Raw genomic sequence first — 15971 nt, forward strand, 5'->3', positions numbered from 1 at the left:
TACGACCGCCTCTTTGCCAAGTGTTTGTTGTTCTAAGAGACGTCTAAATAATCATCGCCCTTTCCGCCGATGAGTGTGTCATGCCCAAGATTGCCGTAAATTTTATCGTTCAAATTTGATCCCACTAGCGCATCGCTTCTTACACCGCCCTTTATCGTCGTAGCGGTTTCATCATCAGCTTTGAAAAATACCTTTTTCAGTAAAGCTTTTAGCTTATTCTCGCCTTTATTTGCAAATTTAACGACCTCTTTGTTGCTTTGAAGCGCAGTTATCTCTTTGATCTCTTCATAGCCCAACGTTACATCTTTAAATTTGATCTGCGATATCCTCTCTTCCTCTGAATAAAAATCTCTTATAGTGACCGCGTCAAATTTTGACCTATTTACGACGACATCATTTTTATTTTGCCTAAAAACGACATCTTTTAAACTGAAGGCGGACATATCTATGATATTTTTATCTTTATTTTCCTTGTTGGTTTCTATTATGGTGTCTTTACCGAAATTTTCTTCAAAAACATAGGTATCGCTTCCTTCTCTTCCTTCTAATATATCATCCCCGCCTTTGCCGTTTATGATATTGTTTTTCTCATTGCCGACAATGGTTTCATTTTTGGAAGTACCTGTATTCATAGCGTCAAAAAGAGCATCTGCTACGGATGTATAGCCTGAGTTTGTCATATTTACATAGCCGCCGCCGGTGGATTCGGCTAATTCTTTAAATTCCGCCGCCACATCTTCGCCACCGCCCGTTTGAATCGTAAAGACCTGAATATTATTTAAATCACTGTGATTATTGCCATAAAGCGCGTTTGCCGCACTTAAACTTCTTGCTACCGCTCTTGGTTTATTGGGCAAAAGTGCCGCCATTGCTTTAGATTTGAACTCATTGTCCTTCGCGGGAGCATCGCCGAAAACAAAAATTCTTTTTACAGAGTATTCGCTCCAGTTAGAATTTGCAGCATTATAGATCCCGTGCCAAGTCATCTCCGGCGTATCGCCTCCGCCATCTGCGTAAAGAGAGTTTATAGCGGACATTATCGCGTTTTGATCATTCGTGAGATTGGTAAAAGTCTGAACGCCAGGATCGTTATAACCAAATACCCCTACCTTAGTATTTTTATCTCTAGCAAAGGCGGTTTTTATGATCTCTTTTGCTTGGGATTTTACCGAGCTTATCGCCCCGCCCATCGAGCCCGTAGTATCACTAAGTATAGCGAATTCATTCGACTGCTCTTTTTGCAAATTTATCTCTAGCTCGTTATTGTCGAAATCATTTATCTTTAGACCGTTTGCGTTTAATACTTTTGTGGAAGTATTGTATTCATAAGTGATAGAGTCGTCATTGTTTTTGTAAATTTCGATATTTCCATGCGATTGCTCTTTTATAAACCTTCCGCCTTTTAATTTGGTCTCTCCCAGATACACTTTGCCTCTGCCGTCGGAATCATTTATCGTGTCATTTTCATCCGCGTGATAAATGTCATAGCCGTTACCGCCATTTAATGTGTCGCTACCTTCGCCACCGTATATGACATCATCGCCGTCTGCGGCATTTATAGTATCATTTCCTCGCTCACCAAATATCAAATCATTTCTACTAGTTCCCGTTATTGTATCGTTGAAATTTCCATTTCGATCAGCATAAACTTCGTCGGCATTATTTCCGACACCCTGACCGACGAGAATTTTCCCACGATTGCCTATAATATCGACTGCATTTATCTGCCCGTCTCCAAATCTATCGACTAGCTGATTTATGGCAGGAGTCAGTTGAGTATTCAGATCATTTTCATCGTAATTATTTGTAATAGCACCATTAAGACATTCTAATAGATAGTTATTTATATGCCTTCGCCTTGTTTCTAAAAATCTAATTACGTGCTTGGCTTCATTATCTCCTACATCGTCCTCGTTGTCATATAATCCAAATTTATTAGATTCTTTAACACGCCTATTTTGAATACCATTATTTCTATCCCTATTACTAGCGTATCTAATTTCATACCATGCCGCAACCCTATCTCCATCATTAATGGCAGCAATTAAATTTGGTCCTATCATTTTAGTTACTCCACCATTATAAGCTAGACTTACCAAAGCGATCAGCTCCTTAGTGTTCCTAAGTTCGTTAGCTCTTGTTTTATCAAATTTAGCTAGTGTAGGCGTTTCAAATTTATTTCCGATTATTGTATTATATAGAGTATTCGCCTCTTCTTCATTAATAGTGATGCTATTTGGATTTGAATTATAGGCAATTACATCTTTATTAATCCTACCTTTTAGATCATTTAATAAATCAATTTTTTCTTGCGTCAGACTTATTCCTGCTCCAGCAAAATCTGAAACAAAATCGTTATCGCTTATATTATAACCATAGCCTATAGTTAATTTTCCATAATAATCCAAATATACTTTACTATCAAAGCCTTCCGAACCGATTATAAACCCTCTTAATTCTGCCGAATAGGCATCTTCTGAACCAACTGAATGTGTTTGCATGGTATACTCCTTAACGATAAATTTTTGTATTTAAATACGAATTTATACAATTTATAGAAACGGATGTTCGCGAAACTTTGTCTTTAAATTTACTAATTTGAATAGAAACCGCTTTAAGACCGTTTATTAAATTTACGGAATCGATAAAAAGTAGATAATCTTCGCTCTTATATTTTATCGGTCCGAAATAAATCAGGGTATCTCCTGCGATCTTGTTTCGATAATCCTCAAAATCTGCCCTGCTATAATATGAATCGTATGAGGGGTCTTTTATAATTTTACTGCACTCTTGCGGATCTAGAATATACATAAAATTTGCAAAAGACATCTCGTATTGCCGAAAATCTTCTCTATACGTCATAATATACAAAAGCTTATTATCAAATTTATATAACGTAAATCCTCTCCCCGTAAAGCCGTCTTTAATCGTTTTATTCATATCCATATACCAGCAATCGCCCATATTTTTCTTTAAAACGGGGTTATTGTAATCCGTCGTATCAAAAACCAGAGGTTCGATTATATTTATATTTTTCCATTCGAACAGATCATCGTAAAAGTCGTTGCAGAAGTCTCTTTCTTTTGATAAATGCTCTTCATACTCTTTTTTGAGCGTTGCATTTCTATCTATTTGCCAAAAGCTAACGGTTTTTCCGTTGAAAGTGGTTTCTCCTTCTACCATACCGGAAGGATTGTTTCTTACTACTTTCCTATCATTAGCTTTCCATAAAGCTATTTTTAAATCAAAAGGAATTTCCGTATCGCTTACATCGTTTGCATTCGCAAATAGTACGAATGCGATCATTAAGATGAAAATATGAACCCACATAACCGCCCCTATCGATAAAGCTTCGTGTTTAAGTATGAATTGCTACAAACAGGCATTTGTAAAATACCGTCTTTAAATTTCCTGATTGCGACGTTTAGTAATTGACCGCTGTGCGTATTGTCGAAATCTATGAAAAGTAGATAGTCTATATCTTTATAACGTATCGGTTCGGCATAAAACAGACGCCGTTTATATATGATATTGCCTGGAATCTCCAAATTTACCCTGCTACGAGGATCTTTTGTGATTTTACTACACTCTTTGGGATCTAAAATGTAAGCAAGATTTGCGAAATCATCCGTCTGATATATATAAGGAGTGGTTTTGTAAATCATAATATACAAAAGCTTATTATCAAATTTATACAATGTAAATCCGCGCCCGCTAAAGCCGTCTTTAATCGTTTTATTCATATCCATATACCAGCAATCGCCCATATTTTTCTTTAAAACGGGGTTATTGTAATCCGTCGTATCAAAAACCAGAGGTTCGATTATATTTATATTTTTCCATTCGAACAGATCATCGTAAAAGTCGTTGCAGAAGTCTCTTTCTTTTGATAAATGCTCTTCATACTCTTTTTTGAGCGTTGCATTATCTTCTATCGTAAAGAAATAAAAACTCTTGCCGTTAAAGGTAGTTGCACCCCGGATCATAGGTTCGTGAAGAGCTTTTCTTACAACTTTTTTATCTTGAATTTTCCATAAAATAGGTTCCAGTTGCCATGGCATCGATGGATGCTTTATATCATCCGCTTTTGCGAACGATACGGCAAACAATATCGCTAAAATAAAAGCACGAATTTGCATCCCTTGCTCCTTAAAATAGGCTTTTGGAATCTTAAAAGCGTTTTTTGTTATCGGTTGTATAAGCTTATACAACATAACTACTTAATCTAAAATAAAATATCCGCACAAATATGAATTTATGTATATACCGCCGATCTATACGGCAGGCTTTCGATGTTTAAATTACCGATCAAGTTTATTCACACTCATGAATATATGGATCTTTTAGGGTAAATTCGCCGTAATTTCCCAACCAAAATTTCGCATGCTTAAAATTATCAATAGCAAATGTCGCATGGTGCTCGCTGTACACCCTGCGCGATCTGCATTTTTTACCTTCGTAATCATAATGATCTGCGAGCTTTTTATAAAATTCGATGCTTTCGTTATCAAAGTCGTAGCCCAGCGCGATATCTTGATTTCGCCCGTCGTAAAAATGTATATAGTCGAAATCGAGGTTATAATAAACCTTGCAATAACCATTTTCGCCGTTTATTATGGCATCGCTGCAATATTTTTCTAGCTTTAATTTCTCTTTTTCAAACTCATGCCTTAGCTTGGTCTGCTCAGACGGGTCTAAATTTTGTGTTTTCTCAGTAAAAAATTCCTCTTCATACCTAAGCGCCTTTTGCAATAAAATAGCCGCATATTCGGCTCTTTTGGAATAAAAATATAGAAAATAGGAGGCGTATAGTATAAAGATAAAAGCCGCAAAAATCATAAAATTTCTAAGTAGTTTTTTCAAATCGTTGCCTTTTTAAATTATAAGATGGCAAGGTATACTGCCGCCAAAATCTATTTTCTTACCTCAATTCATCGGCGTATCGCGTAAAATTCTGCGGGTCAAATTTATAGAATAAAATTTACCAAATCGCGCTTAGCCGAAGCTTACGGGATCCATATCGATCTCGACGGGCAGATGCTCAAGCGTGCTCGCAGCGTTAATCAGCGGCACGTGCGAGCTAGCGCGCAGCAGAATTTCAAAGCGAAATTTCGACGCGATATAGGCGATGTCCGCCTTGCCGTAGCCGATGATCTCAAAGCTCTCGCTAGGACTTTCGCTCGCCTTCTCTTTCAAATACTGCGCGGAATTTTCGGCAGTATTTTCGGCCGCTAAATTTATAAAATTTTGCGCGGCGCCGTTTCTTTCGAGCTTTAAATTTACGCTGTCCGCGCCTGCGTCGCAAGCTGAAATTTGCGCGGCATTTTTTAAATTTGAAGCGTTTTGGCGGTTTAAATTTACATCGCCCGCGCGCAGATCCGAGCTTTGAAATTTAAAATTTGACATCTGCTTACTGCCATGCTGCGCAGAATTTTGCAAATTTAAAGCGCTTAGATTTGCTTGCCCCGCGTCCAGCCCGTCATGCGATGCAAACGCGCTGCCTCCCGCCTGTTTGCGGCGCAAAAGATCAAGCGCCACGTTCATTATCTCGCTCGCTGCTTTTTCGTTTTTATGCGAGATCAGCACGCGCAAAAGTCGCATATACGGCGGATAGAGCCCCTCGCGAAACTCCGCCTCGTCGCGCAAAAAATCGTCGTAGTTTTCGATATAATCCCTAAAAAAGCCGCTCTGGCGCGTCTGTATGACGACCCTGCCCTGCCCCGAGCGACCCGCGCGGCCAGCCACCTGCATCGCAAGTGCCAGCGTCTTTTCGCGCGCCCTAAAATCGGGATAGCTCAGATGTTCGTCGATCCCCATTATCACCGCAAGATCGACGCCATGGTAATCGTGCCCCTTACTAAGCATCTGCGTGCCTACCAGAATGTCGATTTTATGGGCGTTGAAGTTATTGAGCAGCGCCTCAAGCTTGCGCTGCGTGGTGATCTCGTCGCGATCAAATTTCGCGATGCGGGCGTTCGGGAAACGCGCCGCAAGCTGTGCCGCAAGCTCGCCGGTGCCGATCTTGCGCGCCTGCATCACCTCGCCGCCGCAGTTTTCGCAAGACGCCCTGTAAAACGTGCTAAAGCCGCAGTAATGGCACTTTAGTGCCGCAGCATCCGCGTGGTAGCTCATCCCGACGGCGCAAAACGGGCAGCGCACGATCTGCCCGCAGTTTTCGCAAACCATATATTTGTAGTTCGCGCGCGTCGGCAAAAACACGACCGCCTGCTTGCCGGCTTCGAGGCTGCGCCCGATCTCGGTTAAAATTTTGGGACTCAGCCCCGTCTCGCTCTCATCGAAAATGAAGCGCTTGGCGCTGCTAAAGTAGGTGCCGCGCAGGCGGAAGTGCGGCTGCTTCGCGTAGGTGCTAAGCGCAGGCGTCGCGGAGCCCAAAACCACGCGGATGCCAAGCTTCTTGCCGACGAAAATCGCGGCGTCGCGGGCATTTAGACGCGGTGCGGCGGCCGATTTATAGCTGTCGTCGTGCTCCTCATCCACGACGATGAGGCCCAGATCGCTAAAGGGCAAAAACAGCGCCGAGCGGGCGCCTGCGATAAGCCTGATCTCGCCTGCGTTAAATTTTTCTAAAATTTCGCGCTTTTTTTTGGGCGAAATTTTGGAGTGCCAGACGCCGAGTCGCTCGCCGAAATAGCTCTGTAGCCGCTTCGTCATCTGCGGCGTGAGCGAGATTTCTGGCATCAAAAACAGCGCCTGCTTGCCCGCAGCGAGCGCCTGTGCGATCAGTGCGATATAAATTTCGCTCTTGCCGCTGCCCGTATCGCCGAAAATCAGCGATGTCTCATTGGCTTCGGCAAATTTACGTGCTTGCTCCTGCGCTGGGGTGAGGTTTGGAATTTTACCTATTTGAAGCGGAGATAGCGGCTGCGAAATGGGGCTTTGCGCGGTAGCGTCTAAATTTTGAATTAGGACGGAATTTTGCGCTGAAGTAGAATTTTGAATCGAAATGGAATTCTCTCCCTCGGTAAAATCCCACTCTTGGATCGAATTTTGCGCGATGGCTAAATTTTGTTTGTGTGCAGGATCAGGTTCGGCAGCAAAATTTATTGTCGTAGCGGAATTTTGAACCAATGTAGAATTTTGGATTGAAACAGAATTTTGCTCATCGACAAAGTCCCTCTCTTGGATAGAATTCTGCGCGGCGGTAGAATTTGACGCCAAATTTTGAAAGATAATATCTTGCGCCTGCTTTAAATTTTGCTTTTGCATGGAATTTGGCGCGATGACGGAATTTATGACGGTAACAGAATTTTTTGAGATAGTAGAATTTCTCGTCAATGCAAAATTCTGGATTGAGGCGAAATTTTGTATGGCACTAAAGTCATCGTCGAGCGCAGAATTTTGTGCGGTGATGGAATTCTGCTCTGAAATAAAATTTTGTTCGCGGGTAGAAGCTTGTTTGCAAGCGGAGACCAACTCACTAACGGGAATTTGCTCGCAAGCGCAATTCCGCTCGGTCGTAGGATCCTCCTGCGAATTCCGCAAATTCTGCGTCGTCTCACTTGAAGGCTCAAAGATCCCGAATGCAACGCCCTTTTCGCAAACATAGTAATGCGCGATAAAATTTGCAAGTGCGATCTGAAACGGAGTAAATTTAAGCTGCGAAATTTCAGAAATTTCCTTGGTTTTGAAGCTCGGCTTTGGAACCTCGCGCAGGATTACAGCGGATTTGACGCTCGATTTTACAGGAACGGATACGATTTGATAAGCTGGAATTTTAAAATTTGAACTATAAGTAAGCGGCTTTAGGCTGGCACCCAAAACCGCAACTTCATAATAGAGCATTTAGCTATTGAGCTAAGGATTGACAAAGAGGCTGTTGATGATTGCAGTCGAACGAACCGACATTTCTATCTTTATTTGCACCGGAAGTGGGTATACTAGCTTTTGTTGGATAATAAGAAAAAGTAGTCTTTTTTCCTGCTACGTTAGCGATATATTCGGATGTGGCATTATCACTACCGTCTTTTTTTAAAGTCCAGCCGTTCCTACCGCCATCTCTCATAGGATAGATAGGTTGCTGCAAAACGCCTTCAAAAAGAGTGGCATTGTCCGAACCCTCCAAAGCGGGCCACGTAGTCACGCCTCTCATCATATTCTCGCTTCTAACTAGCGAAAGTCCGCTTCTAATGGCAGCGATGTCTCCGCGCATCTTAGCGATCGTAGCATCATCGCGCGTAGCGGCTAATCTAGGCACCGCAATGCCCGCCAAAATACCTAAAACGACGATGACGAAAACAAGCTCTATCATCGTAAAAGCTTTTAAATTTTTCATGTTAAATCCTTTGATTTAAAGTGAGATGATTATAGCCAAATTTAAATAAAATTAATTTTAGTTAAAGAAAAAATCCTGCATTTTAAATGGAATTTTGTGAAATTTCATTAAATTCTGCGATTTTTTGTCCGAATTTTACGGACGTATCAGCCGGGGTTTCAAATTTTAAAAACTCGCTTTGCGCTACGAGTACGATCGTTGAGCCCAGCTCGAAATTTCCCAAATGATCGCCCTTTTTAAATTTTAAATTTTCATATTCGTAAAGCGCCTCAGCTCTACTTGCGCATGCATTCGTCTGTATTCGCATATCGAAATCAAATCTCATCTTGCCGACGTTTAAAGCACCCACGAAAACCATCCACAAAATCCCGCCGTTTCGCATTTTGCACTTCAAAATCACGCGCTCGTTTTTAGCGTAGAGGTTTGGAATTTTAAGTAAAAGCTTCTTCGCCACGCTGTAGAGATCGGCAGGGATATAAAGCGCCTGCAGCACGCCCAGATCGCACGGCGCGTGATAATGATGATAATCGCGCGGGCTTAGATAGATATTTGCGTAGCTTAAATTTACGCCGCTTGTATTTTTGCTGCCTTGGGCATCCTCTGCGCTCGTTTCGCGGCTCGCGCTATTTTCATCTCTGTAAATTTCAGCTCGCACGCCGCTTGCGGAATAATTTGCGCCATTTTTATCGCCTATGATTTTCGCTTGCGCGGCGCGAAATTTCATCCCTGCGCCGGCATCTTTTGCGCATCCGGTTCCAACCTCGCCGCTCCCGTTCGTAGTAACCGCCCCGCCATCTAAATTTTTAACCGCTCCGCCGCTTTCGCTTGCCGTAAGCGTCCGCCCCAGCAGCTCGCTAAGGCTGTATTCGCAGCCTTTTACGCTAAAAGCCCGCAGATCGGCGCAGCATCCGCTCTCAAAGATCACGCCGTCGCTAGGGCTTATAAAAGCCAGCTCATCTGCCACTATCTCGCGCGGACGCAGCAAACGACGAGTAAAAAGCGCGTTTAGGCTCGCGTAGCTTTGCGGCGGATCAAATTCGCTCATATCGATTTTGAAAAATTCCACATATTTGCGGTTGATAAAATTTTGTATAAATTTAGAGAATTTCACCGCGGCAATAACCCCAAAAATCCTCGAAATAAAACTTCTCATCTATGCCTTTCTAAGCTTAAGTAGCGCGATCTCGGCATCGGCAAAGACCCTTATCGGCGGGCCCCAAAACCCTACGCCGCTGCTTACGTAAATTTGCTTCAGCCCGTCGTTATACAGCCCGTAAAGATACTTCTGGCTAAGCAGCACCAAAAGCGTCCATGGGAAAATTTGCCCCGCGTGCGTGTGTCCGCAGATACACAGATCGACCTCGTCGCGTACGAAATCCACGACGTATTTGGGCTGATGAGCGAGTAAAATTTTTGGTTTATCGGGATCCGCCTGCGCTAGCGCAGCGCCGAGATCGGGCTGCATATATCCGAAGCGAAAGCCGCTAAGATCGTGCACGCCCATTAAATTTAGCCCCTCAAATTCCACGCTTTCGTTTTGCAGCACCCGCACGCCCGCTTTTTGCATTGCCGTGATAAGCCCGCTTGCGTCGCCGCGGTAATACTCGTGGTTGCCCGTAACGAAAAAGATGGGCTTTTTTATCGCCTCAAGAGGCTGCAAAATATCCCCGAGCTCATCCGAGCGCAGATCAAACATATCGCCCACGATCAGCAGCGCGTCATAATTTAGCGAGTTTATCTGCGCTACGACGCCTTGCAAAAATTCCTTTTTCAAAAACTCGCCTAGATGCACGTCCGAGATGACGACGAAGCTTAGCTCGCGAGCTAAGTTTTTGATTTTTATTTCGCGCTCGGTGACTTTTGGTATCTTTAGCGCGTTATAAAGCCCTTTAAAAATATAGCTAAACGCCATTATTACGAAGGTCACGTCGATAAAGGTTTTTAAAAATTTTCGCCTGTTTTCGCTAAATTTAACCACATGCGCGGCGGCGCTTAGCACATCGTAAGCAAGGCAGATAAAAAAGAGCGAAAAGGACGCTGCCATGCAAAATACGCAAGCTTTATAGAGCAGCTCGTTTTTAAAGCTTCCATTAAGCCCAAAACCCACAAAAAATATCGCATCTAAAATCGCCAAAGCTACGCAAAGCAAGCTCAAGGCAGGGCGGAAGATCACGAAATTTTTATATGGCGTAAAGCGCGCGCTGATCGATCTGTAGACGTAAAGATTAAAAAACAGAAATAAAACGGTGCCGACGATCGGAAAAATATAGGTGCTTTTCAAACTCTAGCCTTGGATATACTCGTCCAGCTTATCTTTATCAAAGCCCGTGATTTCTTGCTTATCGTCTAAAATTAGCGCGCCGCTCTTTTTAAATTTAGTGATGGTGCGCGAAAATGTTTCGGGGGTGACATTTAGAATTTTGGCTATTCTAGTGTATTTTGTGCTCATAAAAATATCAAAATTTTCGTTGATAAACTTAGCGATTTTGCCGTCGCAGTTAAGCACGACTTGATTATCAAAGACCGCATTTAGCGCGCGGATCTTCTCAGACATCGATTTTAAAAGCTCCAGGCAAATTTTAGGATCGCTCATAAACTCGTTTTTAAATTTTTCATAATCGATCTTTAGCACCTCGCCGTTTGTCGAAAACACGCCGCTTGCAGGATAGCTCGTCTCTTCGAAATTTACCATCTCGGCTACGAGCGAGATGGGGCGGATCTCGCGCATATGGATCTCACGCCCCTTTGCGGAGGTTTTATAGATTTTTAAAATTCCTTTTAGCAGGATTAATAGATACTGCGAGCGCTCGCCCTCGAAAAATAAAATTTCGCCCTTTTTGTAGCTTTTATGGATGCTAATCTGCTCCAAACGATCGATTTGCGCTGCGCTTAGAGCTTTAAAATAAGGAATTCTCTCAAGCATCGCCGCGACCTATTTTTTAAGCAGGTCTCTTATCTCGGTAAGAAGTTTAATCTCTTCGCTAGGCTCGGCAGGTGCGGCAGGCTCCGGCGCAGGCTCGGCCGGCTTTTTAAGCTTATTGATCGCCTTGATCGCGCAGAATATACAAAACGCGATGATTATAAAATCGACCGTTACTTGGATAAACGAGCCGTAGTTTATCGTAACAGCCGGGGTCTGCCCCACCGCTTCTTTTAGCACGATCTTAAGATCGGTAAAATTCATGCCTCCCGTAAGAAGTCCTAAAACCGGCATCATAATGTCGCTTACGAGCGAGGTTACGATCTTGCCGAAAGCCCCGCCGATGACGACACCCACTGCCATATCGATGACATTTCCTTTCATCGCAAATTCTTTGAATTCCTGAATGAAACTCATATTGTCTCCTTAAATAAAATGCGCCGATATTAGCCTATTTTTGCTTTGTTTTTGCTTTTTATTAGGAAGTAAAAAGTATAATCCCAGCTTAAATTTAAACCCAAAGGACCTAAATTGTATCGCTTCGCTCCGTCGCCCACCGGCGATATGCATATCGGAAATTTACGCGCGGCTATTTTTAACTACATCTGCTCGCTGCAGGATAAAAGCGGCTTTATTTTGCGCATCGAGGATACCGACACTGCGCGCAATATCGAAGGCAAAGATCAAGAGATCATCGAAATTTTAAAGCGCTTCGGCATCTCGTGGCAGAGTCTGTATTATCAAAGCAAAAATTTAAAATTTCATCAGCAATTCGCAGCTAAGCTACTCTCCGAGAAAAAGGCGTTTTGCTGTTTTTGCAGCGAGGAGGAGCTTGAGGCTAAAAAGCAAGCCGCCAAGGACGCAGGCGAGGCTTATCGCTACGACGGGCACTGCGAGCATTTAAGCGATGAAGAGGTGCTTGGCTGCGAAAAGCCCTTTACTATCCGCCTTAAAAAACCTGATCATGCGCTGGAATTTACCGACGCAATCAAGGGCCGTATCGCATTTGAGCCGCAGAATATCGACAGCTTCGTCATCATGCGCGCGGACAAGACGCCAACTTATAACTTCGCCTGCGCCTGCGACGATATGATGCAGGGCGTGAGCTTCGTAATCCGCGGCGAGGATCACGTCTCAAACACGCCAAAGCAAAACTGGATCCGCCAAAGCCTCGGCTACGACGGCGAGATCAAATACGCGCACCTGCCGATCATATTAAATTCCGAAGGCAAAAAGATGAGCAAGCGCGAAGCTAGCTCCTCGGTAAAATGGCTGCTTCAAAGCGGCTACCTGCCCGAAGCGATCGCGAACTATCTGATCCTGCTGGGCAACAAAACGCCGCGCGAGGTCTTTAGCATGGATGAGGCGGTGGAGTTTTTCGATATCGCTAAAATTTCAAAAAGCCCGGCGAAATTTGACGAGGACAAACTCGCCTTTATAAACCGCGAGCATATCAAAAGAGCGAGCGAGCAGCGCCTAGCGGAGCTTTTTGAGCTTGAGCCGAAATTTGCGCCTTTGATAAAATTTTACACTCAAGAAGCGAGCCTGATCCCACGTATCAAAGAGAAGATCGCAGCGATCTACGGCGCGAAAGATATCCCGCAGGAGTGGGCGGCGCAGGCGCAGGCTCTGCGAGAGGCGATCTTAAATTTATTAAGCTCAAACGATGCACCAGCAGAATTTAATGATTTCAAAGCGGCGCTTTCGCAGGCTACAAATTTAAAGGGCAAGAGCCTGTTTATGCCGCTTAGGTTTTTGCTAACCGGCGCGCCGCACGGACCGGAGCTTAGCGAGCTGTATCCGCTGATCCGCGCCGATTTAAAGGAGATACTCGATGCTACTAAATAGCGTATTTTACGGCATTTTAGTGAGTATTCACTACGTGATTCAAGCTTATATGATGCTAATTTTCGTCGCCTGCGTTTTGAGTTTCATCCGTCCAAATCCGTTCGGTAAATTTTATAAAATCGTCCGCGCGATCTCTGCGCTTACGGAGCCTGCGTTTGCATTGGTGCGCCGCTATCTGCCTACTACTTTCGGCGGATTTGATCTTTCGCCGCTTCTTATCCTACTCGTGCTTAACTTCTTTGACAGCGCGATAATCTATATCATCAATAGGACGGTCATTTGAAAATATTTCTGAAATTTAGCCTTGTTTTAGGACTGCTGTGCGCCGCAAGTAGCGGTAAAATTTTAAGCTACGAACAGATCAAAGACGAGCCCAAATCCCTAGCCAAGGACTATTACATCTATCGCCTAATAGATGAGACGAAATACAACAAAGCGGAGATTAAAATTTTAAAACAAAGTATCTTTCGCTACAAAGGCAAACTAAAAGAGAAGCTAGATAGAATTTTCGGCGCCATTCGCCCTCCTAAGCGTCCGGATCGCTGCGCAGGAGTAACGGCGGCAAATATTTTAGATGCAAATTTAACCTGCAAAAAGGCGCGCTCCTATCCAAATTTTATCGCCAAGCTAAGCCCGTCGGTGCGCGAGACGCTCGCTTCGCAGCTTGAAAAGTACCAAGACGCAGCAAGTAGAAACGCCGTAAATTTACTGCGCGGATTTAACGACGAAAATCCGAGCGAGTATTTTATGCAGAGCCGCAACGCGCAAAACTACTTTTTATATTACGACTACTTAAAAGGTGCGGGCAAGGACGCTCTGATCGACATCGACGCCGACGCAGCCTTCGTAAGCGAACTAGCTTCGCAAAAAGGTTTCAAAGCGGTTCTTAACGATGCGCTAATCAACCGCAAATACCCGCGCCTGCGCCGCTCGCTCACGGGCGTCGATCCGCTAACCGTGGAGAAGGACGTAGCGTTTATGCTCGGCGTAAATGCCGTCATGCAGGGCGACGAAGGGGCGGCGCTTGCGTTTTTTAGCCGCGCGGCTGCGAGCTTTGAGAAGCCTCACGATTTGCACAATGCGAAATTTTGGATCTACCTGCTAAATGGAGATCAAAATGTCTTGCGCCAGCTTGCTAGCAGCGATTATTACAGCCTCTACGCGCTTTACGCCAAAGAGGTCTTGGGAAATAAAAATTTAAACATCATCATCCCAAACCCCGCTAAAAATTCCATCGAAGGCTACGATATCACCGATCCTTTCGCTTGGGTTCGCACAAAAAATAGCGCCGATAGAATGTCTCGCGAGCAGCTTTTGGAATTTGCCAAAAAATTCGACACCAAGCAAAGCATCGGCGAGTACTCATACATCATGAATAAAGCAAGCGGCGGCAAGGACAACTTCTATCCGACGCCGTTTATGGAGTATATCGGCGACGGCGACAACCGCCGCAAGGCGCTAATTTTAGCGCTCGCTCGCCAAGAAAGCCGCTTCGTACCCGCATCGGTATCTACGTCGTATGCGCTTGGGATGATGCAATTTATGCCGTTTTTGGCTAACGAGATCGGCAAAAAGCAACTCAAAATCGACGGCTTCGATCAAGACGACATGTTCCGCCCGGAGGTCGCTTACCGCTTCGCCAACATCCATATCGACTGGCTGGAGCGTAAAATTTACAGCCCGGTTTTCATCGCATACGCTTACAACGGCGGGCTCGGGCTCGTCAAAAAGATGCTTCAGCGCGGCGATATGTTTAATAAGGGCAAATTTGAGCCGTGGCTTAGCATGGAGCTCGTGCCGTATGCCGAGAGCAGAGACTACGGCAAAAAGGTGCTCGCAAATTTTATCATCTATTCGCAGATCCTCGATCCGCGCGCGAAAGTCTCGGTGCAACAGGAGCTACAAGACCTGCTGATACCGAGCAGAAGCGACAGCTTCCGCTAAGCCGGCGGCGAGCTCGGAGAATGATTTTAAAAAGCGGTGAGCAAGTAATTTTAAAAGCCGTCGCTTCAACAAAAGCGCAAAATTTGCCCGCTGAGAGCTTAGGCAGGCAGATCAAAACGGCGCAATTTTACCGCGCGAGTAGGAATGTGCTATAAAATCGTGCGGAATTTATTTTGACTTCAGTAGTGAAATTTTATCTCTTGATGCTAGCCAAAGGTTATTTCTGCCCTACACGAAAGGCCACACGCTATGCAAATTATCGCGACCGCAGTCCTCATGCTAGCCGCCGTTTTGTGCGTATCGTCATTGAAAGACGAAAAGAAGCGCTCCGCAAATTTAGCGGCTTGTTTGTTTTTTATGGCGTTTGCGTATTGCGTGCAATTCGGCGTAGGAGACGATAGCTACGTCCGAGTGGGCGGCGCGGCGCTGATATTGTTTTTTATCTTTGCGCTTGCTTTTTTCGAGCTTTATTTCTGGGGTGACGAGCTTTAAAATTCAAAATTCATTGAAATTTTAACGCGGCGTTTTATGAGCGATCAAATTAGCGCCCGAGCGTAAAATTTTAAGTAGCATGAAATCAAAATCGGGCGTTTTCAGCTATGAAATTTAAACAGATAAGCTATTCGCAGGTTACCTGCCGTAAGGCTGCGACAAGTTTAAATTTAGCCTCTTTTGCGGCCTGCTTGCGGCGCTTTAAAATTTCGTAACTTCAGATATGCAAGCCGCCGTTTTAAAATTTCGGTAAGTTTTAAATTTTAAATCCACGCCTCTTTGCCGCACCGTTTTAGTTAAATTTTAACCGCGCGGCGCAGAGCTCGCGAGCGCAAGATGATTTAATTTTACAATCTTAACTCCGCACTCCGTGCGAGCTTCTGCGGAATAAAATTTAGCGATCAAATTTGCTATTTAAAAAGCCCTTTGAGCTTGCCGAAAAGCGACTTTTCGCCGCCTGCGCAGGTTTCGTCT

At 44.2% G+C, this 15971-nt stretch carries 13 protein-coding genes and 2 pseudogenes; 4 read left to right on the plus strand and 11 right to left on the minus strand.

Annotated features, from left to right (window positions below; translation table 11 throughout):
• Positions 1-32: 32 nt before the first annotated feature.
• From Q0140_RS04415 to mscL, 11 genes and pseudogenes are all read right to left on the minus strand, one after another.
• On the minus strand, positions 33-2099 hold the full coding sequence (locus Q0140_RS04415; RefSeq protein WP_297962258.1) for a VWA domain-containing protein: 2067 nt from the start codon (positions 2097-2099) through the stop codon (positions 33-35).
• Between the two features lie 412 nt (positions 2100-2511).
• Positions 2512-3330 carry a hypothetical protein gene (locus tag Q0140_RS04420; RefSeq protein WP_297962260.1) on the minus strand — a complete coding sequence of 273 codons (819 nt, stop codon included), beginning with the start codon at positions 3328-3330 and terminating at the stop codon, positions 2512-2514.
• An 8-nt stretch (positions 3331-3338) separates the two neighbouring features.
• Positions 3339-4061: a hypothetical protein gene (locus tag Q0140_RS04425; protein ID WP_297962278.1), complete on the minus strand. Its 723-nt coding sequence runs from the start codon at positions 4059-4061 to the stop codon at positions 3339-3341.
• A 253-nt stretch (positions 4062-4314) separates the two neighbouring features.
• Positions 4315-4863 (minus strand): hypothetical protein, encoded by a 549-nt coding sequence (locus Q0140_RS04430; protein ID WP_297962280.1) that lies wholly within the window; start codon positions 4861-4863, stop codon positions 4315-4317.
• Positions 4864-5529: 666 nt separating this feature from the next.
• A pseudogene (gene priA / locus Q0140_RS12615) lies at positions 5530-6858 on the minus strand (primosomal protein N'); the annotation flags it as partial.
• A 693-nt stretch (positions 6859-7551) separates the two neighbouring features.
• Positions 7552-7803, minus strand: a pseudogene (locus Q0140_RS12620) (primosomal protein N'); the annotation flags it as partial.
• A 4-nt stretch (positions 7804-7807) separates the two neighbouring features.
• Positions 7808-8293 carry a prepilin-type N-terminal cleavage/methylation domain-containing protein gene (locus tag Q0140_RS04440; protein ID WP_297962284.1) on the minus strand — a complete coding sequence of 162 codons (486 nt, stop codon included), beginning with the start codon at positions 8291-8293 and terminating at the stop codon, positions 7808-7810.
• Positions 8294-8375: 82 nt separating this feature from the next.
• Positions 8376-9446 (minus strand): archaetidylserine decarboxylase, encoded by a 1071-nt coding sequence (asd, locus tag Q0140_RS04445; RefSeq protein WP_297962286.1) that lies wholly within the window; start codon positions 9444-9446, stop codon positions 8376-8378.
• Positions 9447-10574, minus strand: coding sequence for a metallophosphoesterase (locus tag Q0140_RS04450; RefSeq protein WP_297962288.1), 1128 nt, complete (start codon positions 10572-10574; stop codon positions 9447-9449).
• 3 nt (positions 10575-10577) lie between these two features.
• On the minus strand, positions 10578-11216 hold the full coding sequence (locus tag Q0140_RS04455) for a Crp/Fnr family transcriptional regulator (protein ID WP_297962290.1): 639 nt from the start codon (positions 11214-11216) through the stop codon (positions 10578-10580).
• Between the two features lie 9 nt (positions 11217-11225).
• Positions 11226-11630 carry a large-conductance mechanosensitive channel protein MscL gene (mscL, locus tag Q0140_RS04460; RefSeq protein ID WP_297897758.1) on the minus strand — a complete coding sequence of 135 codons (405 nt, stop codon included), beginning with the start codon at positions 11628-11630 and terminating at the stop codon, positions 11226-11228.
• A 114-nt stretch (positions 11631-11744) separates the two neighbouring features.
• Between mscL and gltX the strand changes: the two genes are divergently transcribed.
• The 4 genes from gltX to Q0140_RS04480 all read left to right on the plus strand — a co-directional run bounded on the left by gltX (position 11745) and on the right by Q0140_RS04480 (position 15497).
• Positions 11745-13061 carry a glutamate--tRNA ligase gene (gltX, locus tag Q0140_RS04465; RefSeq protein WP_297962292.1) on the plus strand — a complete coding sequence of 439 codons (1317 nt, stop codon included), beginning with the start codon at positions 11745-11747 and terminating at the stop codon, positions 13059-13061.
• Entirely contained in the window at positions 13048-13344 is a 297-nt protein-coding gene (locus tag Q0140_RS04470; RefSeq protein ID WP_297883309.1) for a YggT family protein, read from the plus strand. Before gltX ends, Q0140_RS04470 begins: the two co-directional genes overlap by 14 nt.
• Positions 13341-15005: a lytic transglycosylase domain-containing protein gene (locus Q0140_RS04475; protein ID WP_297962294.1), complete on the plus strand. Its 1665-nt coding sequence runs from the start codon at positions 13341-13343 to the stop codon at positions 15003-15005. Before Q0140_RS04470 ends, Q0140_RS04475 begins: the two co-directional genes overlap by 4 nt.
• Before the next feature lie 249 nt (positions 15006-15254).
• Entirely contained in the window at positions 15255-15497 is a 243-nt protein-coding gene (locus Q0140_RS04480; protein WP_297962296.1) for a hypothetical protein, read from the plus strand.
• Positions 15498-15971: the final 474 nt, after the last annotated feature.

This window comes from uncultured Campylobacter sp., assembly GCF_938045405.1.
In the GTDB taxonomy this organism is placed as follows: Bacteria; Campylobacterota; Campylobacteria; order Campylobacterales; family Campylobacteraceae; genus Campylobacter_B.

What these genes read in the sequence shown, in the direction of transcription:
- Q0140_RS04480 (WP_297962296.1), top strand. Translation starts at nt 15,255, where the DNA reads ATGCAAATTATCGCGACCGCAGTCCTCATGCTAGCCGCCGTTTTGTGC.
- Q0140_RS04455 (WP_297962290.1), bottom strand. Translation starts at nt 11,216, where the DNA reads ATGCTTGAGAGAATTCCTTATTTTAAAGCTCTAAGCGCAGCGCAAATC.
- Q0140_RS04420 (WP_297962260.1), bottom strand. Translation starts at nt 3,330, where the DNA reads ATGTGGGTTCATATTTTCATCTTAATGATCGCATTCGTACTATTTGCG.
- Q0140_RS04440 (WP_297962284.1), bottom strand. Translation starts at nt 8,293, where the DNA reads ATGAAAAATTTAAAAGCTTTTACGATGATAGAGCTTGTTTTCGTCATC.
- mscL (WP_297897758.1), bottom strand. Translation starts at nt 11,630, where the DNA reads ATGAGTTTCATTCAGGAATTCAAAGAATTTGCGATGAAAGGAAATGTC.
- Q0140_RS04470 (WP_297883309.1), top strand. Translation starts at nt 13,048, where the DNA reads ATGCTACTAAATAGCGTATTTTACGGCATTTTAGTGAGTATTCACTAC.
- asd (WP_297962286.1), bottom strand. Translation starts at nt 9,446, where the DNA reads ATGAGAAGTTTTATTTCGAGGATTTTTGGGGTTATTGCCGCGGTGAAA.
- Q0140_RS04425 (WP_297962278.1), bottom strand. Translation starts at nt 4,061, where the DNA reads ATGCCATGGCAACTGGAACCTATTTTATGGAAAATTCAAGATAAAAAA.